General features: G+C 55.2%; 26 protein-coding genes. 16 read left to right on the top strand and 10 right to left on the bottom strand.

The annotated features are described in order from the left end of the window. Window positions 1-16 precede the first annotated feature (16 nt). The 3 genes from JFU11_RS23055 (at window position 17) to JFU11_RS23045 (ending at window position 3,305) form a co-directional block, all read left to right on the top strand. On the top strand, window positions 17-1,036 hold the full coding sequence (locus tag JFU11_RS23055) for an alpha-ketoacid dehydrogenase subunit beta (protein ID WP_123721746.1): 1,020 nt from the start codon (window positions 17-19) through the stop codon (window positions 1,034-1,036). After that, window positions 1,033-2,145 (top strand): acetoin dehydrogenase dihydrolipoyllysine-residue acetyltransferase subunit, encoded by a 1,113-nt coding sequence (locus JFU11_RS23050; protein WP_201062186.1) that lies wholly within the window; start codon window positions 1,033-1,035, stop codon window positions 2,143-2,145. Before JFU11_RS23055 ends, JFU11_RS23050 begins: the two co-directional genes overlap by 4 nt. A gap of 89 nt (window positions 2,146-2,234) precedes the next feature. After that, complete coding sequence (locus tag JFU11_RS23045) at window positions 2,235-3,305, top strand: 2,3-butanediol dehydrogenase (protein WP_223570068.1); 1,071 nt, start codon at window positions 2,235-2,237, stop codon at window positions 3,303-3,305. Between the two features lie 144 nt (window positions 3,306-3,449). Here the strand turns inward: JFU11_RS23045 and JFU11_RS23040 are convergent, their stop codons facing one another. Genes JFU11_RS23040 through JFU11_RS23015 form a run of 6 tightly spaced genes read right to left on the bottom strand, consistent with a single transcriptional unit; the run spans window position 3,450 to window position 9,638 of the window. Then, window positions 3,450-4,964, bottom strand: a complete 1,515-nt coding sequence (locus JFU11_RS23040; RefSeq protein ID WP_123721749.1) for an ABC transporter substrate-binding protein — start codon at window positions 4,962-4,964, stop codon at window positions 3,450-3,452. 33 nt (window positions 4,965-4,997) lie between these two features. Next, window positions 4,998-5,969: an ABC transporter ATP-binding protein gene (locus JFU11_RS23035; RefSeq protein WP_123721750.1), complete on the bottom strand. Its 972-nt coding sequence runs from the start codon at window positions 5,967-5,969 to the stop codon at window positions 4,998-5,000. Then, complete coding sequence (locus JFU11_RS23030) at window positions 5,966-6,952, bottom strand: ABC transporter ATP-binding protein (RefSeq protein ID WP_201062185.1); 987 nt, start codon at window positions 6,950-6,952, stop codon at window positions 5,966-5,968. Before JFU11_RS23030 ends, JFU11_RS23035 begins: the two co-directional genes overlap by 4 nt. Beyond that, window positions 6,949-7,803, bottom strand: coding sequence for an ABC transporter permease (locus JFU11_RS23025; RefSeq protein WP_123721752.1), 855 nt, complete (start codon window positions 7,801-7,803; stop codon window positions 6,949-6,951). Before JFU11_RS23025 ends, JFU11_RS23030 begins: the two co-directional genes overlap by 4 nt. Next, entirely contained in the window at window positions 7,800-8,747 is a 948-nt protein-coding gene (locus tag JFU11_RS23020) for an ABC transporter permease (protein ID WP_123721753.1), read from the bottom strand. The genes JFU11_RS23025 and JFU11_RS23020 overlap by 4 nt, the downstream gene beginning before the upstream one ends. Before the next feature lie 3 nt (window positions 8,748-8,750). Further along, on the bottom strand, window positions 8,751-9,638 hold the full coding sequence (locus tag JFU11_RS23015) for a proline iminopeptidase-family hydrolase (RefSeq protein WP_201062184.1): 888 nt from the start codon (window positions 9,636-9,638) through the stop codon (window positions 8,751-8,753). Window positions 9,639-9,818: 180 nt separating this feature from the next. Here JFU11_RS23015 and JFU11_RS23010 point away from each other — a divergent pair, with 180 nt between their 5' ends. Next, the gene (locus JFU11_RS23010) at window positions 9,819-10,577 is read left to right on the top strand and encodes a LuxR family transcriptional regulator (RefSeq protein ID WP_123721755.1); all 759 of its coding nucleotides are present in this window, start codon (window positions 9,819-9,821) and stop codon (window positions 10,575-10,577) included. 93 nt (window positions 10,578-10,670) lie between these two features. After that, complete coding sequence (locus tag JFU11_RS23005) at window positions 10,671-11,618, top strand: proline iminopeptidase-family hydrolase (RefSeq protein WP_201062183.1); 948 nt, start codon at window positions 10,671-10,673, stop codon at window positions 11,616-11,618. 272 nt (window positions 11,619-11,890) lie between these two features. Here the strand turns inward: JFU11_RS23005 and JFU11_RS23000 are convergent, their stop codons facing one another. After that, window positions 11,891-12,604, bottom strand: coding sequence for an autoinducer binding domain-containing protein (locus tag JFU11_RS23000; protein WP_187326453.1), 714 nt, complete (start codon window positions 12,602-12,604; stop codon window positions 11,891-11,893). A 441-nt stretch (window positions 12,605-13,045) separates the two neighbouring features. Here JFU11_RS23000 and JFU11_RS22995 point away from each other — a divergent pair, with 441 nt between their 5' ends. The 11 genes from JFU11_RS22995 to JFU11_RS22945 all read left to right on the top strand — a co-directional run bounded on the left by JFU11_RS22995 (window position 13,046) and on the right by JFU11_RS22945 (window position 21,983). After that, complete coding sequence (locus JFU11_RS22995) at window positions 13,046-13,630, top strand: acyl-homoserine-lactone synthase (protein WP_201062182.1); 585 nt, start codon at window positions 13,046-13,048, stop codon at window positions 13,628-13,630. Window positions 13,631-13,663: 33 nt separating this feature from the next. After that, the gene (locus JFU11_RS22990; protein ID WP_123721758.1) at window positions 13,664-14,710 is read left to right on the top strand and encodes a GNAT family N-acetyltransferase; all 1,047 of its coding nucleotides are present in this window, start codon (window positions 13,664-13,666) and stop codon (window positions 14,708-14,710) included. A 7-nt stretch (window positions 14,711-14,717) separates the two neighbouring features. Next, complete coding sequence (locus JFU11_RS22985) at window positions 14,718-15,872, top strand: pyridoxal phosphate-dependent aminotransferase family protein (RefSeq protein ID WP_187326455.1); 1,155 nt, start codon at window positions 14,718-14,720, stop codon at window positions 15,870-15,872. Window positions 15,873-15,951: 79 nt separating this feature from the next. Then, entirely contained in the window at window positions 15,952-16,689 is a 738-nt protein-coding gene (locus tag JFU11_RS22980) for a hypothetical protein (protein WP_123721760.1), read from the top strand. A 26-nt stretch (window positions 16,690-16,715) separates the two neighbouring features. Then, window positions 16,716-17,258: a histidine phosphatase family protein gene (locus JFU11_RS22975; RefSeq protein WP_187326456.1), complete on the top strand. Its 543-nt coding sequence runs from the start codon at window positions 16,716-16,718 to the stop codon at window positions 17,256-17,258. A 16-nt stretch (window positions 17,259-17,274) separates the two neighbouring features. Continuing rightward, a complete protein-coding gene (locus JFU11_RS22970; protein WP_201062181.1) occupies window positions 17,275-18,180 on the top strand; it encodes an NAD-dependent epimerase/dehydratase family protein in 906 nt (301 codons plus the stop codon). Then, a complete protein-coding gene (locus tag JFU11_RS22965) occupies window positions 18,161-18,775 on the top strand; it encodes an isoprenylcysteine carboxylmethyltransferase family protein (RefSeq protein WP_148710206.1) in 615 nt (204 codons plus the stop codon). The genes JFU11_RS22970 and JFU11_RS22965 overlap by 20 nt, the downstream gene beginning before the upstream one ends. Window positions 18,776-18,797: 22 nt before the next feature. Next, on the top strand, window positions 18,798-19,049 hold the full coding sequence (locus JFU11_RS22960) for an acyl carrier protein (RefSeq protein ID WP_123721764.1): 252 nt from the start codon (window positions 18,798-18,800) through the stop codon (window positions 19,047-19,049). Further along, on the top strand, window positions 19,046-20,257 hold the full coding sequence (locus tag JFU11_RS22955) for a beta-ketoacyl-[acyl-carrier-protein] synthase family protein (RefSeq protein WP_123721765.1): 1,212 nt from the start codon (window positions 19,046-19,048) through the stop codon (window positions 20,255-20,257). The genes JFU11_RS22960 and JFU11_RS22955 overlap by 4 nt, the downstream gene beginning before the upstream one ends. Further along, the gene (locus JFU11_RS22950; RefSeq protein ID WP_201062180.1) at window positions 20,254-21,288 is read left to right on the top strand and encodes a beta-ketoacyl synthase N-terminal-like domain-containing protein; all 1,035 of its coding nucleotides are present in this window, start codon (window positions 20,254-20,256) and stop codon (window positions 21,286-21,288) included. The genes JFU11_RS22955 and JFU11_RS22950 overlap by 4 nt, the downstream gene beginning before the upstream one ends. Beyond that, complete coding sequence (locus JFU11_RS22945; protein ID WP_123721767.1) at window positions 21,285-21,983, top strand: lysophospholipid acyltransferase family protein; 699 nt, start codon at window positions 21,285-21,287, stop codon at window positions 21,981-21,983. The genes JFU11_RS22950 and JFU11_RS22945 overlap by 4 nt, the downstream gene beginning before the upstream one ends. Window positions 21,984-22,123: 140 nt before the next feature. On the opposite strand, the gene JFU11_RS22940 is transcribed toward JFU11_RS22945, so the two are convergent. From JFU11_RS22940 to galE, 3 genes are all read right to left on the bottom strand, one after another. Next, entirely contained in the window at window positions 22,124-22,417 is a 294-nt protein-coding gene (locus JFU11_RS22940) for a hypothetical protein (protein ID WP_123721768.1), read from the bottom strand. A 71-nt stretch (window positions 22,418-22,488) separates the two neighbouring features. Beyond that, on the bottom strand, window positions 22,489-23,961 hold the full coding sequence (locus JFU11_RS22935; protein WP_201062179.1) for a family 16 glycosylhydrolase: 1,473 nt from the start codon (window positions 23,959-23,961) through the stop codon (window positions 22,489-22,491). After that, window positions 23,958-25,022: a UDP-glucose 4-epimerase GalE gene (galE, locus tag JFU11_RS22930; RefSeq protein WP_201062178.1), complete on the bottom strand. Its 1,065-nt coding sequence runs from the start codon at window positions 25,020-25,022 to the stop codon at window positions 23,958-23,960. The genes JFU11_RS22935 and galE overlap by 4 nt, the downstream gene beginning before the upstream one ends. Between the last annotated feature and the right edge of the window lie 79 nt (window positions 25,023-25,101).

The following is a 25,101-nucleotide window of genomic DNA, read 5'->3' as shown; positions in this document are numbered from 1 at the left end:
AATCGAGACCTTTATCATGGCGAGAAAAATCAGTTATCAGCAGGCAATCAACGAAGCCCTGGCCCAGGAAATGCGTCGCGACCCCAGCGTGTTCATCATGGGGGAAGACGTCGCCGGCGGTGCCGGTGCTCCCGGTGAAAACGACGCCTGGGGCGGCGTGCTGGGCGTGACCAAGGGCCTCTATCACCAATTTCCCGGACGCGTGCTGGACACGCCGCTGTCGGAGTTGGGTTATGTCGGTGCCGCCGTCGGCGCAGCGACCTGTGGCGTACGCCCGGTGTGTGAATTGATGTTTGTCGACTTTGCCGGTTGCTGTCTGGACCAGATCCTCAATCAGGCGGCCAAGTTTCGCTACATGTTCGGTGGCAAGGCCTCCACCCCGTTGGTGATTCGCACCATGGTCGGCGCGGGCTTGCGGGCAGCCGCCCAACACTCGCAAATGCTCACATCGTTGTGGACCCACATTCCCGGGCTGAAAGTCGTCTGCCCGTCGTCACCTTATGACGCCAAGGGCCTGTTGATCCAGGCTATCCGCGACAACGACCCGGTGATTTTCTGCGAACACAAGCTGCTCTACAGCATGCAGGGCGAGGTGCCGGAAGAGCTCTATACCATCCCGTTCGGTGAAGCCAACTTCCTGCGCGATGGCAAGGACGTGACCCTGGTCTCCTACGGGCGCATGGTCAATACAGCGATGGACGCAGCCCGCAGCCTGGCAGGGCGAGGCATTGATTGCGAGGTCATCGACCTGCGCACTACCAGCCCGCTGGACGAAGACAGCATTCTCGAAAGCGTTGAAAAGACCGGGCGCCTGGTGGTGATCGACGAAGCCAACCCGCGCTGTTCCATGGCCACCGACATCTCGGCCCTGGTGGCGCAAAAAGCGTTCGCCTCGCTCAAGGCGCCCATCGAGATGGTCACTGCGCCGCACACGCCGGTGCCATTCTCCGACGCCCTGGAAGACCTCTATATCCCTGACGCGGCGAAGATCGAAAACGCCGTTCTCAAGTTGATCGAGTGGAGCAAGCGTTCATGAGCCAGATCCATACCCTGACCATGCCCAAGTGGGGCTTGTCCATGACTGAAGGCCGGGTCGATGTCTGGCTCAAGGAGGAGGGCCAGGCGATCGCCAAGGGCGATGAAGTACTCGACGTAGAAACCGACAAAATTTCCAGCAGCGTCGAAGCGCCGTTTTCCGGTGTGCTGCGTCGACAGATCGCGCGCCAGGATGAAACCCTCGCGGTCGGTGCGTTGCTCGGCATCGTGGTTGACGGCGAAGCCAGTGAGGCCGAAATCGATGCGGTGATCGAGCAGTTCCAGGCTGCGTTCGTGCCGGGTGAGGGCGCTGAGGAAGACAGTGGGCCGAAGCCGCAGAAGGTCGAACTGGACGGGCGGCTGATCCGTTACTTCGAGCGCGGCGAAGGCGGGGTGCCGTTGGTGCTGGTTCACGGATTTGGCGGTGACCTGAACAATTGGATGTTCAATCATGAAGCGTTGGCCGCCGAACGCCGGGTGATAGCTCTGGATCTGCCGGGCCATGGCGAGTCGACCAAACAGCTGGAGCGGGCAGATCTGGATGAGCTGAGCGGGGTGTTGCTGGCGCTGCTCGATCATCTGGATGTTCCCGTGGCGCATCTGGCAGGTCATTCCATGGGCGGTGCGGTGGTGCTGAACACCACGCGTCTGGCGCCCCATCGGGTGCGTTCCCTGAGCTTGATCGGCAGCGCTGGTCTGGGCGCGGAAATCAACGGCGATTACCTGCAAGGTTTTGTCGATGCAGCCAGCCGCAATGCCCTCAAACCACAGCTGGTGCAACTGTTCTCCGACCCCGAACTGGTCAATCGGCAGATGCTCGAAGACATGCTCAAGTACAAGCGCCTGGAAGGGGTGGACACAGCCCTGCGCCAGCTGGTTTCGGGGTTGTTCAAAGAAGGGCGGCAACAGCTCGATCTGCGCGGCGTGGTGCAAGACGGCCGGCAGCCGGTGTTGCTGATCTGGGGCAGTGACGACGCGATCATTCCTGCGACCCATAGCGTTGGCCTGACAGCCCAAATCGAAATCCTGCCGGGCCAGGCGCACATGGTGCAGATGGAAGCGGCCGAGCAGGTCAATCGGTTGATCCTGGACTTTGTGCAACAACACTAATGCTCCCTTGGCGACCATTTGCAGGTCGCCAAGGCCAACGACTTCAAGGAGATTCCAGCATGAGCCTTTTAATTAACCCGACCCGCAGCATGCGTGCCGCTGTCTGGCATGGCCGTCACGATATCCGTGTCGAAGACGTTCCGTTGCCCGTGTCGCCACCCGCGGGCTGGGTCCAGATTCGTGTGCAATGGTGCGGTATTTGCGGCTCCGACCTGCATGAATACGTGGCCGGGCCGGTGTTCATCCCGGTGGATGCGCCGCACCCGCTGACCGGGATCAAGGGGCAGTGCATTCTCGGTCACGAGTTCTGTGGCGAGATCGTCGAAATCGGAGCCGGTGTCCAGGGGTTCAACGTTGGCGAACCGGTGGCAGCCGATGCCTGTCAGCACTGTGGCACGTGTTATTACTGCACCCATGGGTTGTACAACATTTGCGAGAACCTGGCCTTCACCGGGCTGATGAACAACGGTGCGTTCGCTGAGTTGGTCAACGTGCCGGCCAATCTGCTTTACAAGTTGCCGGCCAACTTTCCCGCTGAAGCCGGGGCGTTGATTGAACCGTTGGCAGTGGGCATGCACGCGGTGAAAAAGGCCGGAAGTTTGCTGGGGAAAAATGTGGTGGTGGTTGGCGCGGGCACTATCGGCCTGTGCACCATCATGTGTGCCAAGGCTGCTGGAGCGGCGCAGGTCATCGCCCTGGAAATGTCAGGAGCGCGCAAGGCCAAGGCTCTGGAGGTAGGGGCGAGCCATGTGCTAGACCCCAATGAATGCGACGCTCTGGCAGAGGTGCGGCGGCTGACCGGCGGACTTGGGGCGGATGTCAGCTTCGAATGCATCGGCAACAAACACACGGCCAAGCTCGCTATCGACCTCATCCGCAAGGCCGGCATGTGTGTGCTGGTGGGCATCTTCGAGGAACCCAGTGAGTTCAACTTCTTCGAACTGGTCGCCACCGAAAAACAGGTGCTGGGTGCGCTCGCCTACAACGGTGAGTTCGCCGATGTGATCGCCTTTATTGCCGACGGCCGGCTAGACATCACGCCGCTGGTAACCGGGCGTATTCAGCTGGAGCAGATCGTCGGGCAGGGCTTTGAGGAATTGGTCAACAACAAGGAACACAACGTGAAAATTATCGTGTCACCTGCTCGACCCTTGCCATGATTTCTGTGGATCTGAACAAGGTGCTGGATGTGGGTTTCTAGTACCTGCTCCAGGCATTAAAAATGGAGCTCTGAAAAGAGCTCCATTTTTTTGCCAAAAAAGTCCTTTCGGGCCATTCCTGGATCACTTCAGCACAACGATTGCTCAGTTCTTCACCGTTTCCTCAAGAGAGAAGCGCCCCAGTGGGTTTTGCTGGAAGTTTTCTATGTTCTTGCGTGAAATGTTGATGTACGGGCTGTAGTAAAGGTCGATCCAGTTGACGTCCTGTTTGGCGACCTTCTGCAAGTCGACGTACATCTGTTCACGCTTGATCGGGTCCGCTTCGATCCGGGCAGCCGACACCAGATTCTTGACCTTATCGTTCTTGTAGCGGGTCATGTAGTTCATGTTGGTGTCGTGGCCCAGAACGAAGGTGGTCTTCTGGTCCGGGTCGAGGATGTCGTTGGTCCAGTACATCACGGACAGGTCGTAGTCACCGTCGACCAACATCTGCCAGCTCTGGGTGGGGTCGACCTTTTGCAGGGTGGCGGTCACACCGACGGCCGCCAGTTGCTGCTGAACCAGCACGGCAATCTGCTCATCGGCTTCGTTGCCAGCGTTGACCACATAGTTCAGCTTCATGCCCGCTGCGCCGGCATCGCTCAGCATCTGCTTGGCTTTGGCCGGGTCGAATGGACGCTTCAAGTTGTCGGCGTAGTGGTAAAGCGAGCCCTTGGGAATGTAGGAGTAAGCCTCCTGGCCATGGCCAAAGGTGACGGTATCGACCACCGATTTTTTGTTGATCGCCATGTCCAGTGCCTGACGTACTTCAGGCTTGCTCAGCAGACCGTGCTCATGGTTGATCAACAGGTGATCTTCCCGAGTGGAAGGGTCGGAGTGGATAGTCAGGTTGGGATCCTTGCGCAGCGCGTCGACTCGCGAAAACGGTACGAAGATCGCTGAGTCCAGCTCACCTGCCTGCACCTTGAGCATCCGGGTATTGTCGTCAGGGATGGAAATCCACTCCACGCCATCCAGGCTGACTTTGTCGGCCTGCCAGAAATGCGGGTTCTTCTCCAGCTTCACGCGGTCGCCGCGCAGCCACTCTTTGACAAAAAATGCCCCTGAGACCACAGGCTCTTGCGCATAGGCATCTTCGCCCATGCGGGTCATGGCCTTCTGCGAGAGAACCGACACGGTCGGCGAGGCCAGTTGCGAGAGGAACGGTACCGATGGGGTGGTCAGGGTGACGACCAGGGTACGCGGGTCGGCCGCTTTCGCCGTGTCGATCAGTTTGTAGGCATCGCTCCACAGCGAGGCCTTGTTATCGCGAGTGCGCAACAGACTGAATGCCGCATCATCGGCCGTGATCGGCGAGCCATCGGAGAACTTCGCCGCGCGCATTTTGAAGGTGTAGGTCAGGCCATCGTCGGAGACTTTCCAGCTTTCAGCCAGGCCGGGTTCCATCTTGCTACCGGCCTTGTCGACCCGGATCAGTGTGTCGTAGACATTGGAAAACACCCAGGTATCGCGGTTTTGCGCACTCTTGATCGGGTCGAACGTGGTGCTTTCTTCACGGCAACCGATGGTGAGTACACCCGCCGCCTGAGCAATACCGCTGGCAAGGGTGCAAGCGGTCAATGTGGCGGCGGCGAGCAATTTCAAATGCCTGGATCTCATGGTCAAACTCCTTCTTGATGAGTACGTGGTTTTTTAAAACAGAGGCTCCTCGAGCACGCAGTCATAACGGCGAGCGTCGAGTTGACGGGTAGGGGGCGCCACTTGGCTACAAGTGGGACGAACGTAGCGACAGCGCGGGTGAAAAGCGCAACCGGATGGCAGCTGCAAAGGGCTGGGCGGTTCACCGGGCAAAGGGTCAACGGGTAGCGCCCGGGCCGGGTCGATTTCCGGAATCGACTGGATCAGCGCGGCGGTATAAGGATGTCGCGGGGCGCGAAATACTTCCTCCACGGGGCCTTCTTCGACGATCTTGCCCAGGTACATCACCGCCACCCGATCACAGAGCCGGCGAACGATCGCCAGATCATGGGCAATGAACACAATCGCCAGATTCATGCGCTGGCGCAGCTCCAGTAGCAGGTTGATGATCTGCCCCTGGATGGACACGTCCAGCGCGGCCACGCATTCATCGGCGACGATCAGGCGCGGCTCCACGGCCAGCGCGCGGGCGATCCCGACACGCTGGCATTGGCCGCCGCTCAAGGCGTGCGGTTTGCGGGCGGCCAATTCGGGGCGCAGACCGACCAGGGTCAGCAGTTCATCGACTCGGGCGGCAATCAGTGGCTCCGGAACCTTGCGTTGTACCCGGAGCACTTCCGCCAGGGTCTGGCCGATGCTCAGGCGTGGGTTGAGGGCGGCGTAAGGGTCTTGAAAAACCATCGCCGTCTCATGACGCAGCCGCTCGATATCGATCTTCCCGGCATGGGCCATGTCGACGCCATCGAACAGCACCTGTCCGGCGTAAATCTCGTTAAGGTGCAGGATCGCCCGCCCCAAGCTGCTTTTGCCACTGCCTGACTCGCCGACCAGCCCGAGCGTTTCTCCGGCCGAGAGGGTCAGCGAAACGCCGTTGACCGCTGTCAGCCATTGCCGGTTCATGCCCAGCAAACCAGTGCCCGGAGCGGCGAAGCGCACGTGCAGATCCTTGACCTCGAGCAGGGTCATGAGGGGTCTCCGACGGCCAAGGGGTAATGGCAAGCGATGCGGTGTCCATGGCTGACGGGCTGCAAACTCGGCATCAGTGATGTGCATTGGTTGCCGGTTTGCTGGCAGCGCGGATTGAAGCGACATCCCTGGGGCAGGGCGTCGAGCAGGGGCGGTTGCCCGGCGATGGTTTTGAGCAATGCGTGACCGTGACTGGTGGCCGGCTGACAGTCGATCAACCCAGAGGTGTAAGGGTGGCGTGGATACGCCAGCACCTCGTGTTTGTTGCCGTGCTCGCACAAGCGTCCGGCGTACATCACGGCAATCGAGTCGCAGGTCTGGGCAACCACCCCCAGGTCATGGGTGATCAAGATGATTGACAGGCCACGCTGGTCACGAAGATCCAACAGCAGGCGCAGGATTTGCGCTTGCACCGTGACATCGAGGGCGGTGGTTGGTTCGTCGGCGATCAGCACGTTCGGGTTGCAACCCAGCGCCACGGCGATCATCGCTCGCTGACGCATGCCGCCGGAAAATTCGTGAGGGTAACTGTCGACTCGCCGCTGCGGATCGGGAATGCCTACTTGTCGAAGTACGTCGATGGCCTGGGCGCGGGCTTCGCGCTTACTGGCACCCTGGTGCAGACGAATACCTTCGCCAATCTGCTCGCCGATGCGCATCAACGGGTCGAGATGGCTGCTGGGGTTCTGGAAAATCATTCCCAGCTGACGCCCACGCATGCGGCGCATGCCAGCCTCGTCCAGATGCAACAGATTTTCCCCGGCCAGTTGCACGGTTGTGCCTTCGACTCGCAGGTTCGGCGACGGCAGCAGCCTCATCAAACCGCGACAAGCCATGGTTTTGCCGGAGCCGCTTTCCCCCACCAGTCCGAGCACTTCACCCTCGGCCAGGTCAAAGGACAAGCGATCCACCAGAGTTACCTCGTGCTCACCCTTACGGGCGATGACGCTGAGCTCTTCGACCTTCAGCACGGGCGCACTCATGAGCGTTCACCCAAGTGTTCGGCAACAGCGTCGGCCAGTAGGCTGAAGCCCATGGCCAGGGTGACGATCGCCAATCCCGGAAAGGTGCAGATCCACCAGGCGGAAGTAATGAAACTCTGGCCTTCGGCGACCATCGTGCCCCACTCGGCAGTCGGTGGTTGAACCCCGAGGCCGAGGTAACTGACCGCTGCGCCGTTGAGCAGTACCAGCACCGCATCGGACATGGAAAACACGATCGAGCCGAACATCGCGTTCGGCAGCAAGTGCCTAAACAGGATGCGCCCATGACCGAAGCCGAGGCTTTTGGCGGCCAGGGCAAAATCACTTTCCTTGAGTATCAGGATCTGCGAGCGGATCAACCGTGCGTAGGACACCCAGCCCACCAGGGCCATGGCGATATAAAAACTCATTAGGCCGGGGCCGAGGATTGCCATGATCGCCAGCATCAACACCAGGAACGGGAAGGCCAGGATGATATCGATCAGGCGCATGCAGAACGTATCGAAACGCCCGCCGATATAGCCGGACAAGGCCCCGACACAGGTGCCGATCAGAAACGGAAAAATGACCCCGATCACTGCCAGCTGCAAATCGATGCGGGCCGACCAGATCACTCGAGACAAGACGTCTCGGCCAAAATTGTCGGTGCCGAACGGGTGGGCCAGATGCGGGGCCAGCAGGCGAATATCAGTGTTCTGGGCGATTGGATCAAAGGGCGCGATCCAGGGCGCGAAGATCGCCAGCACCAGCCAGCCGAGCAGGATTGCCAGGCCCAATCCCATTGCCAATCGAGGGTTGCGCAAACCCAGGCGCAGGTTCAGTCGGGGGGCCGTCGTTGCCTGACTGCTCATCGGATTTTCACCCGTGGATCGATGGCTACCGTGATCACATCAGCGAGGAAGTTTACCGCCACGGTGGCGCAGGCCAGCACCATTGCCACGCCCTGGACCACCATATAGTCACGGGTGAAGATGCCCCGGACCAATAGCTGGCCGATCCCGGGAATGGCGAACAGACTCTCGATGACCACTGTGCCGCTGATCAGCCAGCCGATGTTCACCGCCAGCAGGTTGACGGCGGGTACGAGCGAGTTGGGCAGTACATGGCGACGAAACACCGCGTCCTCAGGCAGGCCGCGAGCCCGGGCTGCCGTGACATGGTCGGCTTGCAACTCCATCAACATGCTTGCCCGCAGATTGCGTACCAACACTGCCGATAACGCCAGGGCAATGGTCAGGCAGGGCAGGACCATGTGGTGCAGTTTGTCCAGCCAGGAGCGGCCGTAGCCGGAAACCGGGAACCAGCCCAGTTGCACACTGAATAGCAGGATCAACATGATCCCCAGCCAGAACGCCGGCATGCCGAGCCCGGCTGTGGTGAACAGGCGGATCAGGTTGTCGCCCCAGCCGCCCTTGTTACGGGCCGCAACGGTGGCCAGCGGCACCGCGATCAACATTGCCAGCAGCACACTGCCTAGCACCAGAAACAACGTGGGCTCGATGCGTGTGCTGATCAGCTTCAAGGCGTCGACCTTGTACAGCAATGACTGGCCGAGATCGCCGTTGAACAGGTTTTTCAGGAAGTAGAAGTATTGCATCCACAGCGGCTGATCGAGGCCGAACTGAGCGCGAACCCTGAGCAGCCCCTCCGGCGTACTGCGCGAGCCGAGCAGGGCGCGCGCCGGGTCGCCGGGAATCGAGCGTACCAGCACAAACGTGATGAGACTGATGCCGAACAGCACCGGCAGCAGTTGCAGGGGCCGTGACAGGATGAAACGGTAACGCGACAGATTCATCGACTAACCTCGATGCCGCTGGAGGAAATCCAGCAACACCGGAAAGTAGGCGTGAGGTTCTTCGTAGAAGGGCATATGGCTGCTGTTGGGGAACACATGCAGTGCAGCATCCTTGAGCGCCATTTTCATGCGCATTGCACAGGCCGGCGTCAGTTCGTCGTGTTGGCCGGTGGTAATCAATACCGGCATGGTGAAGTCGGCCATTTCCTGCAGACGGTTCCAGTTTTTCAGGTTGCCGACGTAGAGAAACTCATTCGGCCCCTGCATGGTTGTGTAGGGCCCCATGTTCCAGTCGCCCAGAGAGCGCGTGACCGGTGCCGGCCACTCGTCCAGGCGGCAGACGTGGCGATAGTTGAGGAGGGTGATCGCCGCTTGGTATTGCGGGTGATCGAGGGTGCCCGTGGCTTCATGGCGTTGCATCATGGCCACGGTTTCGCTGCCCAGTGCGCCACGCAGACGCTCCAGTTCCTGAGACAGGTGGGGGATATCGCCTACCGTGTTTTCCAGAATCAGGGTTTTGAGTGCGTGAGGGTGGTAAATGGCGTATTCGATCGCCAGCCAGCCGCCCCAGGAGTGCCCCAGCAAGTGCACCCGGCCCAGGTTGAGGGCCTGACGGACGGTTTCCACCTCAGCGACATAACGGGTGATGTCCCACAGAGATGGGTCTTCGGGTCTGTCAGACGCCCCGGTGCCAAGTTGGTCGAAGGCGACAACGCGCAACCCCTTGTCCTTGAGCCAGCCATGGGCGTCACGCAGATAATCGCAGGGAAGCCCCGGGCCTCCATTGAGGCACAGCAGGACCTCATCGCCCTCGCCAAAGCTATAAACCACCAGATTGTGGCCATCGACCTCGACGTTATAGTGCTGGTCCGGCTCGATTTCACGCCACATCGCAACTCTCCCTTTATGATGCTGACCGGTTCGCAGGCAAACTAAATGGCCTACCTTACTGAGTAAGTCATGTGCCCAAAAGCTAGTATTTGTTATAGGTTTGGTCTGGCAGTCCCTCGCCGAGGCGTGGCATTCTACGTGCTGAATTTCAGGATTGAAATTAATTAGGGAGGGCAATGGATGCAGACGAAGCTATCAGACCTCAATCCCCGTCTGGTGTCGGGCAAGAGCCTGGATGAGCTGATGGACAACGCCTTGCTGTTGGCCGAGGAGCTGGGCTTTGATGCCTTGGTGTACGACTACAGCCCGGTGCCGATGGACCATGAAGGCAAGTTGATCACGCCCGCGGTGCTCAAACTGCGCAAGACTCCAGCCGATTGGCATGCGCGTTGGTGTGCAGAGGGTTACTACCAGATCGACCCTGTCCAGCAGGTAGCACTCAATTGTGTTTCACCCTTTGTCTGGTCTTACAAACCCGGGACTGACACCGTGCTGGAGCCGGTCATCAGTCAGTGCCATGCGCCAGTGGTGAATTATCTGGAAGACGCGCAGATGACTTGTGGTGTGTCGGTCCCGATTCATCTGCCCAGAGGCGGCTTTGCCTCCTTGACCGGGCTGCGTACCGCCAGCAGCAGTGTCCTGTGCGATGCCCGGCGGACCCTGGCGGATTTCAGCCTGATTTCCCATGCCTTGCAGGAAGCGGCCTATCCGTTGCTTGGCAAAGAGGCTCACACGCCTCCCATTCACCTGACCAAACGTGAACGCGAGTGCCTTAAATGGGCGGCAGAGGGCCTGACCGCCGCCGAGATTGCCAGCCAACTGAATCGCTCATTGGCCACCATCAGCCTCCACCTGACCTCGGCCATGCATAAACTCGGGGCCAAAAATCGGGTCCAGGCCGTGGTTCGGGCTACCCACTATCGATTGCTCGATAGCTGAAATAGGGCAGAAACCTATTTGTTTCTCTAGTTATTTCGAAAATCTGATCCCGGTATCGTGTGCCGTACAGTTTTTCAGGGGCGGCAAACAGAAATGGAATCTATCGGAATACGCGAAGGCTTCGCACCTTTTGGTCCTTATCAGACCTGGTACCGCGTCACGGGTCACTTCGACGGTAAAAACACGCCGCTGGTGATTCTGCATGGCGGCCCGGGCTGCACGCATGATTACGTCGACGCTTTCAAGGACATCGCCGCGAGTGGCTATCCAGTGGTTCATTACGATCAACTGGGTAACGGTCGCTCGACCCACCTGCCGGAAAAAGATGCCTCGTTCTGGAACGTAGCGCTGTTTCTCGATGAACTGGACAACCTGCTGGATCATCTGGAAATCAGCGACAACTACGCGCTGCTGGGGCAATCCTGGGGCGGCATGCTCGCCAGTGAGCACGCCGTACGGCAACCTGCGGGGCTACGGGCCTTGATCGCCGCCAATTCGCCTTCGGATATGCGCGTCTGGGTTGAGGAAGCCAACCGTTTACGTCAGTTACTGCCTGCCGGCGTACATGAAACATTGCTTGAACACGAACGGGCAGGGGATTTTCAAGCGGTCGCCTATCAGGACGCTTCGAGGGTTTTTTACGACAACCATGTGTGTCGCGTCCTTCCCTGGCCTGATGAGGTGGCACGTACTTTTGCCCAGGTCGATGCCGATCCCACCGTTTACCATGCCATGAGCGGGCCGACGGAATTTCATGTGATAGGCAGCCTGAAAGACTGGACCATTGTCGACCGCTTGCGGCATATCAACGTGCCGACGCTAGTGATCTCCGGTCGCTACGATGAAGCGACACCGACGGTGGTCAAACCCTATCTGGAGCAGATCCCGAACGTGCGTTGGGCGTTGTTCCAGAACTCCAGCCACATGCCTCATGTCGAGGAGCGGGTCGCCTGCATGGGGACGGTGGTGAGTTTCCTGGATGAGTGTTTGGAGGAGAGGGCGATGATTGGCGATCTCAAGCGTGAAGAACTGCTGCTCTGACCCGCTTCCTTCCTGCTGCTGGGGCGGCCTCATGGGGCTAACTGTGCCCTGTTCGGCCTGCCGGGCGAACCATTGCATGATCGGCAAGCATTCCAGATGCGAAGTGGCCGAGAGTTGCGGGCATAACGCATAGACCGCTCTGGTCTTCAACGGTTGGCCGAACGGGGCAACGAGCATACTACGATCGATGGATTCCTCTGTCAGGATCAAGTCGATCACGGCGCCCCAGCCCCTCGCGCCTCAATGCAATCGCACCGGCCGGAACGACTGGCTTAGAACAGCAAACCCATCAAGGATGCTTTGACCGCTGCTTCGGCTTTGTTCGAGGCTTGGAGTTTGCGCATGGAATTGACCAGATGAAATTTCACGGTTCGCGTGTCGATATTGAGAATAATGCTGATTTCGACATAAGTTTTTCCCATGGCCGTCCATTTCAGGGTTTCTTTTTCGCGTGCGGTCAGTGGCTTGTACTTTTCAGGTATGGGGCTGTCAGCAAAAAAACGCGTCATGGACTCATGCGCTAACTGAGTCAACCACATTAATTTGGTCTCTTTGCTCTCCAGCTCTGCGGTGGAGATATGTTCACCGGAGCGGGAAACAGAGAGTAAGCCAATAGTGTTGTATTCGCGTTGCGAAGAAAGGCACCAACCATGATTTAGGTTGTAATGTCGCGCTTCTTCCCAGAATGCCAGCCTTTGACTTTGTTGTTCCGCGGACCAGCGCATGGGAATGGAGCGCGTCAGCCCGTGTTCAACGGTAGGGTCTTGAGAAAAATAATCTTCGGCTACGTATTTTTTCTCCCAGGCGCTGGGGTAGTTTGAAAGTAGAAAATATTGCGTAGGGGCTAACGGTGAGTGAGTTTTTAGTCCATAGGAACAAAACTCGAAACCCAAGTTTAAAGTTATTTTAATCAGTTTGTTGAATAATTCATTTGCAGAAGTGCAGCCAGAAACCAAATCCATGAAATCTTCGCGCCAGTCATTCACCAACATTACCTTCCGTGGTCAGCGCTCTTAGTGAGAAGAGCGGGGGCTTATCATACAGGATCGAAGCGCTGCCGGAAGGATCGCCTGAATTGTAATTTCGTTAATACAATGGCAACACCACGCCCGTTAAGGTGCCGTTGCACAGGTGAATGCCTCGCAAGGGCGCCGGAGTGTCAAGTCTGTGAGAAAAGATCAGTTGTTTCATATGTTTTTTGGTACGAAAGTGCTAGAAAGGCGGGGATTTGAAGCGTCTGGTGTTTTTTACCTTCGATACAAAGATGTCACCATTTTCAACTCATCGGTGGGGGCAGGTTAATCATCATTTAGCGATCAGTGCTGCTCGTCATGGGATGTCACTTTAATTACCTGCCCATTCGGGCAGCTACTAACATAGGTCTCGGTTTGTTGTACTGGCGAAATAACATTTGCTAGGTGGTTGTTATGCTGACTGCTGTAACAGGGACTGTTAGTGATCTTTTGCCAGGGATGGCATTCGCGCTCGCTAAATATAGGTATGAGGTATTCGTTAAAGAGTTAGGCTGGCCTTTACGCTGTGAAAACGGTGTTGAGTTAGACGCTTTTGATCGTCCTGATACGGTGTATGTTCTGGCCTGTGATAATAACCATGAGATATTTGGTTGTGCCCGGTTAATTCCTACTAATCGTCCCTACCTGTTAGGCGATGTATTCCCTCATCTAATGGAAGGCAGCCCGCTGCCGTTCTCTCCAGACATATGGGAACTTTCCCGTTTCGCCATCAGCAAGCCGAAAGGCCAGGTATTGAGTGCTGAGCAAGCCTGGAAAAACACGGTGAAGTTAGTGAAGGAAGTGATTGATGTTGCACGCTCAAAGGGGGCGTTTCGATTGATCGCGTTTACTGCTGTTGGGAATGAGCGCCTGCTGAAACGGATGGGGGTCAATACGCAAAGGATTTCTCCGCCGCGGCTTATTGATAACAAAAGTATCGTTCCCTTCTGGATCGAAATCGACGACAAAACCACCAGGGCTTTGTGTCTGGCCGCCTAGAAACTTTGCAGTGAATGATGGTCGAGAGTACCGATGAGTAGGGTCACAGGTTTGGCGGCATGCGATTGGTATGCCCTGATGTGTTTGGATAAGCGTGTTTCGGTGGTGGGCCGCACGCAAGAGCAGCTTGCACAGCGAGTAACCGCAGCGTGTGAGTACTCCGCAACTGAGCATAATGTACCAGTAGCATGGAAGGACGAGAGTGGCGAGATAGTCGCTTTCTGCATCGTGCATTTTGACAAAGAGATCAGGGTCAATGGACTGGATAATGCGTACTTTTCGACGCTGATAGCGCTACCAGTGGCGAGCGTCCTGCAACAGCTGATGCGTACTTCAGTTGAGTATATAAACAGCACGCGGTTGCTACCTGAGCGGGTGTCTGACTTGGTAGGCCCTCTCCACAGTTCGTTCTTGATTGAGCGAGGATTGCGCACGTTTGAGTCTGATTTCAATGTGTTTTCGTTGCCGTCAAACACGATTGAGTTGACGCATGCCCTGACGCAAGCAGGATGTCGAAAGGAAAAAGACTTGATTGAAATTGTCTTTCAACCGCCGTCTCAGGGATATCAACAGCACGCTCTGGAAGAAAAGCTCACTCAGCGATTGGCCGATATTGAATTTCATCATTACGGGCAAGATGAACTGGTTGCCAAAAGTCAATTGTTGGCAGATTGTTACAATCGATCCTGGGAACGAAACTGGGGATACAGTCCCGCGTCCAGAGAGCAGTTTGAAATTGCTTCGCGCAACATTAAAAACATATCGGCGCTTGTCGCCGAACGCGATGCTAAAGTTGTCGGCTTTACTATGTTTGCCCCCGCGATGAATGACCAGGGATTGTACGGTCGCGCTTTTTTTACGGGGGTCGCTCCTGAGTATCAACGAAAAGGGTTGTCGGTAGCGCTCACTTTGAAGTTATCCGCCATCGCGTTGAACAAGGTCGGTCGTAGCAAAATCAGTCTGTCCTGGATGCTGGAGGATAATGTCATGGTTCTTCGAACGATGCGTCACCTCACCCGGGACGGCATTTGCCATGAAAGAGCTTATCGAATCTATAGATATACCGCATCGGTTGAATGAGAGTCTTATGCGTATTGATGATGTTGCGTTAAAATCGAAAGAGTTGGGTTATTACACTTACTTTCCTCAAGTGCGTTCAGCCTGTGGTCGGGATATGACGCTCATTGATGGTCGGAAAATGCTGAACTTTGCTTCGTGCGATTATTTAGGGCTTTCAAATCACGAACGCATGAAAGAGTCGGCGATTGCTGCCATCCGGAAGTACGGCTCAAACATCGGTGGCCCCATGATCTTCAGTGGCTTCACCGAATACCATGAGCGTCTGCAACAAAGCTATAGCGATTTGTATGCAGGGCGAACATCGCTGATGTTTACCACCTCCTATCAGGCGAATTTTGGCGTTATCCCATTGGCGGCTGAGCGTGCCGATCTGATTTTGCTGGACAAGCTGTCACATGTCTCGATCTGGGACGGCGTGAAGTTATCGGGTTGTCCATTCAGGGCCTACAGTCATGCCGATATCGAAATGTTGGAGCAGCTGGTCCAGTTGAATCAAGATAAGAAAATTTTGATCATCACCGATGGCGTTTTTTCGGCAGACGGCGATATAGCTGATCTTGGAAGGATAGTCCGCTTGAAACGCTTCCATCCGGGCCTGGAAATCTATATTGATGATGCCCACGGTGTCGGTATGTTAGGTGGTTCTGGCCAAGGGGCTTGCGAAGCGGCCGGAGTGGTCTCGGAGATCGATTACATTGTTGGCACCATGAGTAAAGCTTTTGGCTCATCCGGTGGGTTCGTTGTATTCAAGGATGAGGCGTTCGCTGAAAGAGTCAGGTTCCGATGCCCCACCTATAACGCTTCCCGGTCAGTTTCACCGGGTGTCGCCTCCGCCTCTTGCACGGCCCTGGAGATCAACGCTTCGGAAGGGGGCGCGCGTCGGGCTCAACTTGCAGAACTCACCCGCTATACACATGAGCAAATTGAATCACTTGGCGTCGATAAGCTCCATTCCAGGACTGCCGTGATCCCGGTGGTCTTCAAGGATCCGATGGAGGCTGCCCGGGTCAATGCCGAGTTGGTCGGCAAAGGTATCATGGGGTCACTGTTCGTACCTCCATTTGTACCCAATCACCAATCCAGGATCAGGTTGTGTCTGACATACAACCACACGATGGCCGATGTGGATTACTGCATTGATTCATTACGAAAGATTATCTGAACAGACTGTGTTTATCCGGCGGGGGTAACGGTGTGCAGATCTGCCTATCTTTTTATGACGTCAATGGGGTGATAGTTAAATGGTCCAGGTTGGTTCAGCTCTGTTAAGTATTGTTCTTTTCTATTTTATGCTGTGCAAGGGGCTGGGGCTTTTAGTCATCAATAAGGGGGTGCGGGTAAATTACACGAGAAAAGTCGGGCATTTTGCGATGTTTCTACTGCCCAGTCTGTTTTTCGCGTTGTTCAATATTCAGAGTACTCATGAGCGATTACTGCTGTCTGCGGTATCCACCACTATTCTGTTCTTGGCCATGTGCGGATGGTCGCGTCGTCGTTATCTGATTTCCCAGCATATGTTTGCGAGTATTGATCGGCCTGAAGACTCACCCAATACGCTTTCCTGGTTGGTGAGTCAAACCGTAGTGGGGTTGTTGGTACTGTGGGTAACGCAATACTTCTGGCTGTTAATCGGTGTGCCGATTGAGTTGCTTTATATCACTATTTTAGCCACTACCTTTGGTGACGGTTTGGCAGAGCCTGTCGGTATCCGATTTGGAAAGCACGAATATGTCACGAAAGGTTTTTTTGTTGATAAAAAATTCAAAAGAACCCTGGAGGGATCTGCAACTGTATTCGTGATGTCAATGTTGTTTTGCGTGTTGTTCAAGGATTACTTTGAGTGGCATCAATTTGTATTGCTGTGTGCTGTTTTTCCTCTTGCTCTTACCCTGACAGAAGCAAAGTCCCCTCACACCTGGGATACACCGTTTTTGTTTATTGTCGGTAATGCCATTGTAACGGGGGTCTATTTGCTGTGATTTACTTAATACGTCACGCCTCGCCGTTGGTCAATTACAAGCGTTGCGGTGCCGTCTCGGCTAAATTGCTTCTGGATGTATATAACCAGACCTCGATTATCGATGAGGATGAAATTGCTGGGTTCTTGAGCCAGCCGGACTTGTCCCAGCCACTTTTAGCGTCTGAGGCCAACGTCATTTCTTCACCGGTCAACAGAGCCTATGCAACGGCGTGCAGGTTGTTCGAGGCTGCGCGTGTTCAACAGGATAGTCGATTACAAGAGTACGACCTGCGGTTAAGCGCCATTCCCTTCCTGAGAATGGGGTTAAGACAATGGTTCGCACTGCACAGAATTCTGTGGTTGCTCGGAGTTTCGTTGGGCGCCATCCCCCGAAAAAAGGAATACCTTCGGGCTGTAGGTGTTGCCGATGAGCTTTACAAATCCTGCTCCGAGACAGGGGAGACAACGATCGTCATATCCCACGGTATGTTTCTCAGAACCGTCAGGAAAACCTTGCAAAAACAGGGCATGCAGGCTCGTACGGTTTATCGCTCAGGGTGTTTCACGGTCGAGTCTTTAACACCATGAAAAGGATTTTGTATACGTGAAGAAGTTACTGCTTTTAGGGGCCAGTGGTTTTATCGGGCAGGGCGTCTACGAGATCCTCAGCCAGGTGAAAGATGTCCAGGTCATTCGCCACTCACGTTCGCCGAGGGCTGGTTATGACGTTTGCGAATTCGGCTCCAGGGAGTTTATCGACTTAGTTAGTGACAGTGACTTTGTTGTCAATTGTACGGGGATCGGACTCAGTCGTTTGGGGGCGAGCACCGACAGTAACGAAATGCTCACGGAGCAGATACTGGCGTCGATTCCCCTCGATGTGACTGCCAAGAAGAATTTTCTTCATTTGAGCAGCGTCAAGGCTCACAACCCTGAAAAAAGACGGGATGCGTACGCCGACGATAAGTGGGCGGCAGAGAAAGTTATCCATTTAAATAGCCACAAAGTGCAAGGTGTCATTTTGCGGGTGCCGACGGTACTGGGGCGTCATGACAAAAATCTGCTGCCGATGATTTCACTGTGCAAGTTGAAGTTGCTGCCATTGGTGACGAATCAGCTCCCGGCATTGCATGTTATTGGCGTGGACAGTATTGCGCAGTGCATTATTCAATGGCTGGCACGCCGCCCTGACCAGACACTGCAGACGTATTACCTGCTTAGCGATGACACGGTGACCTATAACGATCTGGTAGGCGAAGTGTACGCCAGGCTCCAGGTGGTTGAGGATGTTGCCATGTTGCGAAGAGTGAAAGTGCGCACACTGTTCAGGATTTACAAAGTGCTGTCTTTTGTGGATGCCTTCAGGCGCCAGCGAAAATTATTTCCTTGGGCGCGTTTCAATGATCTATTTATCTATCCGTGGCATATCGAAAAAAATGTCAGGGTGATCATGACGCCGGCGAAGTTATCGGTATTGGTAGGGGCATATTTTGAAAGCATTCAGGATTGACGTAGCCGCCAGTTTGCTGGTGCCAGTATCATGCGCTTCCGCAGTACTGCTTTATTGCACGGGTTTTGCGTTGCTTCAACCGATCATCATGGCGAGCATTTTGCTATTTGCAGAACTGTATTTTTTACAGGAAACAGACAGTGACAGCTCTTTCGATAAAGGCATCAAGAGTGGGTTTCTGGTGTCGTGCGCTATATCGATTGTCATGCTGTTACAGTTGTTGATACGCAGTGATGTCTTGTTTCAAGTGATCGGTTCTTTCATGATTTTATCTGGAGTCGGTCTGAGGGCTCACGGGAAAATCATATTGGGTCGACACTTTTCGCACTCGCTGAGAGTGTTGGCCGATCATGAGTTGGTCAAGGACGGAGCCTTCAGGTATATCAGGCATCCGGCGTATTTCGGCACGCTTCTCATTGTCACAGGGTTTGGTCTATATACCAGTATTTATGCTGCCCTGATTGTCTTCTTTGTTGCACTTTTACTGATTCTAAAACGAGTCGGCAATGAAGAGAAAATGTTGGTTGAATATTTTGGTGAAAAATACATTCACTACCAATTCGACAGTTTCAAAGTAATTCCTTTTATCATCTGATCGCGTCATTCCAGGAGGTTTTATGACTCATGTTCACGAAGCAAAAATCAAGGAGATTGTTTCTCGAGTCTTGGGCGTCAATGCCGGAGAAATCCAGAATAATAAAAACTTTGTAGAGGCTTACGGTGCTGATTCGATGTCAGGCATAGAAATCCTGGCTGGTATCGAGGGCGCTTTTCAAGTTCGAGTCGATGAGGCCTACATTCCACGGATTACCAGCGTGGATTCGATTCTCTCGTTTATCGATCAGACCCTCGAGGTTGAGTGTGCATGAAGAGCTCCGACAAGGGCAGAAGGGTCGTCGTCACTGGCTTGGGGCCGGTCAGCCCGATCGGGGTTGGAAAAGCCGCATTTTTTCATGCCCTGAAGACAGGGGTAAATGGCACGGGGCTGCTTTCCAAAGTCAACACGGACCGGTTTGAAAGAAAGTATGGGTGTGAGGTGAAATCCACCGTCAGCACATTGATTCCAGACTTCAGTTCTTTCGTTCGTTCCGGGACTCCCAGTCATTTTGCCCTTGCTGCCACCGGGCTGGCGCTCGCTGATGCCGGAATCAAGCGGTCAGCGATTTCAGGTAAACGAGTCAATTGTTACTTCGGCACGACTTATGGTGAATCCAACCTGATCGACAACATGGTGACGGCAATGGCTGAGTCCCGGCCTGGCCTGCAAGCGTCGGTGCAGCATACGTTTGCGTCTGAAATAAGCCGCGATGTCTTGAGATCGATAGGTTCGACCGGCGAGGCAGTTACGATTGGCAACGCGTGTTCGGCCAGTAATACCGCGTTGATATTCGGCTACGAGGCCATCAAGGCGGGGGACTGCGAACTTGCCATTTGCGGTGGAAGCGATGCGGTCTACAAGGCGACGTTTGCGACATTCCATCGATTGGGCAGCATGACCGACAAAAACTGCACGCCTTTCAATTCGGGCCGTAAAGGCGTTTTGACCGCAGAAGGCGGTAGTGCACTAGTCCTCGAGGACTATGATCAGGCAATGCGTCGCGGGGCGCATATCTATGCCGAAGTGCTTGGGTTTTCGATGAACTGTGATGCTGATCATATGGTGAGACTGAATCATCATAGTGTTGGCGATTGCATGAAGTCGGCACTTGAAAACGCGTCGGTCACGCCTGGGGCGGTTGGTTATATTTGCGCTCACGGTACCGGTACGGTTGCCAATGACAGTAATGAGTACAAGGCAATCGAGGCGGTTTTTGGTCATTCGCCACCACCGGTTAGTTCCATCAAGTCAATGATGGGACACAGCATGGGGGCGGCGGCGGGTTTTGGGGCCATTGCCTGCATGCTTGCGCTCAGCGAGGGGTTGCCTCCTACGATCAATGTGTCCGAGCAGGATCCTGAAATACCCATCGACGTCGTAGCGGAGGGCTTCAGAGTCGGAAAGGTCGATGTGGTGGTCAATAATGCTTTCGCTTTTGGCGGGAATAATTCAATTTTGGTATTCGGTAATCTCAAATGACGGATGACGCTGTTGCACTGGTCGTAAGCGATTGGGTCATGTTGCAGATGCCTGGCTTATTCGAGCAAGGAGGAGTGGAGTTACATCGGGGGAAAACACCCGCGTGGGACCTGATGTCCAGCGAACTGGTGCCAAGCCGGGAGCTGAAAAATCTGGATCGACAATCCCTGTTGCTACTGGCAGCGATGTCGTTGATTGAGGATGGCAATCATGGTGACTCCCTGGCGCGCTCGGCCATTATTGGTGCGACGTCCAATGGTTCCATCGACACTGTTATTCAATTGATTAAAGAGTCGAACGATAGTCGTTTTGCATTTCAGGTGAATCCGGCACAAATTCCCAATACCGTCATAAACTCCTCAGCGGGCCAGCTGGCGATAAAATATGGCATTAAAGGACCGAACGTTTCTCTGTGCGCGAAAGAGTTGAGCTTCTATAACGCATTGGTACAAGGTTTAAGATTTGCCAGGCGAGGTGAGTCTGATTATATCTACATGACGGCGATTGAAACGTTTAGCGGTGAGTTCGGAACGCTCTATGCACAAAGCATTGATCTCCCTGTTGAAAAACGACTCGATACGGCAGCAGTTTTCAGCTTCCAGACATGTACTGACCTGAAGGTGCCGGGGCTGATCGTCAGGTCCTGCATTACAGGACGTCTCTTTCCCTCAAGCGCGGCCGGTCTGAGCGACCTGATACTCACGTTTATGGCAGGGCACGGAGTTGAGCTTGATGGGCTCAGTCGGGTAAATCTCGCTGTTCCGGATTCCTGGCGGATGTCGTTGAGCGGTCTGAATCTGATCCTCGGGGAGAGGCTCGAGATTCTGGATCGGGCAAAGGCTTTGAGTCTGTCTCTGGTGGGGGGCTATCAATTGGCTGAACTGGCGAATGGCGTCCTGGCCCACAGTTTTGGATTGATGGTGTGTGTTGATGATGAAGGCTTTTATGGTGTCGCGCTGATTGAACGTACTGATGTTCGAGGCGGTTTTTTCAGTGGCTCAAGTGATTTAGGCAAGGTGGGTAAGTTATGATTTTTTTTGTGCGGTGGCTGTTGGTGTTGCTGTTCATTGTTCTGAGTTTTCCCTTTTTATGCTTGTTCATGTTAGTCAATCCTTCAAAGAACAAAAACCTGCATGTGGCCTGCCGGTCATACACAGTGATCAATAAAATATTCTCGGTTCGCGTCGCTGTCAGTGGATTCGACACTATCTCCACCGCCCAACCTTATATCTATGTGGCAAACCACCAGTGTAATTACGATGTTCTGATTGTTGCTGAGGCGCTTAAACCAGGTACGGTTATTGTCGGCAAAAAATCACTTAAGTGGTTGCCTCTGGTCGGGCAGTTATATTGGCTGACGGGCAGCCTGTTCATTGACAGGAACAGCCCCCGGGCGTCGATCCAGAGTCTGCGCAAGATCTCCAAGAGCGTTGTTGCTGACAATACTTCCCTCTGGATCTTTCCTGAAGGCACCCGAAACAAAGGCGGGGATATGCTGCCTTTCAAGTCGGGAGCCTTCCGGGTTGCCAAGGACATGGGGGTGGGTATTGTTCCAGTAACGATCAGTCCTGCTGTTGGGGACGTGGCTTACAACTCATTGCGCTCTACAGAAGTCAGTATCGTAGCCCATCGCCCCATCGAGGCGGATGTGGTCGCGAACATGAGTACCAAAGAGCTGGCGAGCTACACGCGTGAGATCATCAACAACGGGCTTCCGATTATCTAGTAAAAAAATGGACCTCTGAAAAGAGGTCCATTTTTTTGGCCCGCAAAACTTGCGACAGCTCCTATGAGGGTCGATGCAGTCGCAGGTAGATGGTGTTTATCCTCGGTGAGTCAGCGACCCGCTGAGGTCAAATTTCCTCATCACTCTTCGGACGAAACCTGCGGCTGATGTGTTGAGTGCTCATCTGGCAAGAGATGGACAGGGTACTGCGCCATGATTAATCGCAAGTGCTCGATGGCTTCCAGGTATTTAAGATCGGCCTGTCGTCTTTTCTTCTGGTACTGCGTGAACTTTTCCGCGTCCATGTTGGGCTGATCGAGAAGATCAAGGGCGGCGTGGCTCAAGTGATAGGCGTCGCTGAACAGTTGTTTGTTACGTTCAAGCGCCAGGTTTAGACAGGCTATCGCTTGATCGGAAGTCATCGTACCGTTCATTGCTGCGACCTCTTTTATGGGGGTGTGAAAAGCGGTTGGGGCCTTTTCAAGAAAAACTGATCGAGTTGCGGTTATTTACCGCGACGCCACACCTTGAGGTAGTCCACGCTGAAGGTGGAGGGCAGGTCGGCGTCGTCGACAACGCCGAACCAATTCCACATGGCCTCGCTGTCAAAGAGGATCTGCATGGGGAAGAACCAGTGGGTGTTCTTTGCCTCGCGCACCAGTACGCCGTCTACGTACCAGCGCAAAGTTTCGGGTTGCCAGTCAAAACCGTAGACATGGAATGCGCTGGCCAGCCGCCAGGGGCTGATCCAGCTGCTGCCATCGCTCAAATGCTCGGTGCTTTGCGGCGTGGCCCAAACGTGGGCGTTCATGTTGTACCGACGGTCGAAGGAGGCGTTTTTGGTCTTGCCGCCGATTTCGAAAATATCGATTTCCGTGGCATTGTCGGCAAGCCCCGTCCACGCTAGCCAGAAGGCGCTGGAGCCTGCCGAATCCATCGGTTTGGCGCGGGTTTCGTAGTAGCCGTAAAGACTGCGCTCGATCGTGCGGACCATCGCCGAGCTATAACCTTCATATCCGAGTCGTACGTATTTTTGCGGCAAGGTTTCCTTGCGGAAAACGATGTTCAGATGGCCATCGCTCAGGTAGGCATTGTCCGGCGTGAACAACGCCGGCTTACGCCCGAGCGACTCGGTGCCCGTGGCATTGTTGACGTGCCAGCGACTGGCGTTAAGGGTCGCGCCATCGAAGTCGTCAGAAAATCGTGTGTCCGGCATCCACTGGCCGGCATTGTCCTGATCGGACAGCGGCAGATTGGCGTTGGTCCGTTCCGGTACCGTTCCCAGCGGGCCGACGCGGGTCCAGGAATTGGCAGCCTTGGGGAGGGCGACGGACCACTTGTTCGCCAGATATTGAAATACACGCTGCCGTTCCTCCAGGGAGGCCAGGTGGCGGTCGTACACCAGTACTTCGGCGATGTCGCCGCGCAGGTCTTCGACGCTGCCGACCACGTTCCGCCCCACTGCATAGGGGCCGATGGGCACGTCGTTGAGTTCCAGAAAAAACAGGGTCGGATCGTAGGCGGTGGTCTGTTGCACGCTGATCGCGAAGTTCGGCGGCACGTTATCGTTATCGGCGATTATCGGGCGCGAACTGAACAATCGCTGCCAGGTCTCACCGCCGCTTTGTTCGGTCAGTCTGCGTGACACGATCAATAGGGTAACGGGGCCTTTTGCAGCGCGAATCGTCTTGCCGAGGAACGCCGAAGAACCACTGAAACGCACCACCGCGTGGCCATTCATGGCGTGTTCCACGCGCAGCGGCAGCGAGGCGCTTGCTGCATCGTCTACGGCAACGTCATTGGCTTCGCCGGACTTGTCGTGCCACCGCAGGAGGTGGTTCTGGGCATCGAGGGTCATTTTCGACGCGTCGGCGGCGTCGAGCCACAGCACCAGGCCGTTGGCCAGCGGTGGGGGAGAGCCCCCCGACGCATTGCAAACGACCGAAAGCAGGGCCGCCAAAAGAATGAACCTGCTCATACCCATTGCTTTAACGCAATCGATGCCGCCAATCCGGGTTGGGAGCGGTACCCTTGCGGATTACACAATTGCCATCGCCAGGTGTCGATGATCATTTGCATCAGGTCGCGCTGTGCGTACCAGCCTAGATCACGCCCTGCCTTGGTGGGGTCGGCCCAGCATTCGGCGATATCACCGTCGCGGCGCGGTGCGAACCGGAAGGGGATGGTAATACCGGTAATGTCCTCGAAGCTGTGGATGATCTGCAGCACGCTGTGGCCAATGCCTGTTCCCAAGTTCCAGACGTGGATGCCGTTTGTGTTCTGCAACGCCCGCAACGCTTTGAGATGGCCATCGGCAAGGTCGACCACATGGACGTAATCGCGCACGCACGTTCCGTCGACAGTGGGATAGTCGCTGCCGTACACCATGAGTACGGGCACTTGCCTCATCGCGACCCGTGTCAGGCAAGGCAGCAAGTTGTTGGGCTTGCCATTGGGGTTTTCTCCGATCAGCCCGCTTGCGTGAGCACCAATCGGGTTGAAGTAGCGCAACACCGCAATGCTCCATTGCGGATCGGACAGGCACAGGTCGGTGAGCAACTCTTCGATCAGCAGCTTGGTGCGGCCATAGGGATTGATCGGTTTGCCTGCGCCCAGGTCTTCGATGAGAGGTATCTGCCGGGGGGCGCCATACACGGTGGCCGATGAGCTGAACACCAGTTTGAAGACTTCGTGTCGGGCCATTGCATGGCAGAGATTGAGCGTGCCGACCACATTGTTGGCGTAATAATCCAGCGGCTTTCGAACGCTTTCCTCCACGGATTTGAGACCGGCAAAGTGCACCACGGCATCGATGTCGTAGCGGCTGAAGATATCGTCGAGCAGGTGGCTATCGCGAATATCGCCTTCAATGAAATCGACTCGCTTGCGAGTCAGATACTTCAGGCGCGCGAGCGACTCGCGGCAGCTGTTACACAGGTTATCGAGGACCAGCACCTGTCGACCGGCGTCAATCAGGGCCAGGGTGGTATGGGAGCCGATGTATCCGGCCCCGCCGGTAATCAACGTGGTTTTGTGCATGATGAGGCGTTCCTGTCACAAGGAAATTGCACGAGTCAGGAGAATGTGGTCCGGGAAGGGAAAAGATTGTCGGGTGCGT

This window comes from Pseudomonas sp. TH37 (assembly GCF_016650735.1).
GTDB classification, from domain to species: Bacteria; Pseudomonadota; Gammaproteobacteria; order Pseudomonadales; family Pseudomonadaceae; genus Aquipseudomonas; species Aquipseudomonas farris.
This window is presented reverse-complemented; position numbering and strand designations above follow the sequence as displayed.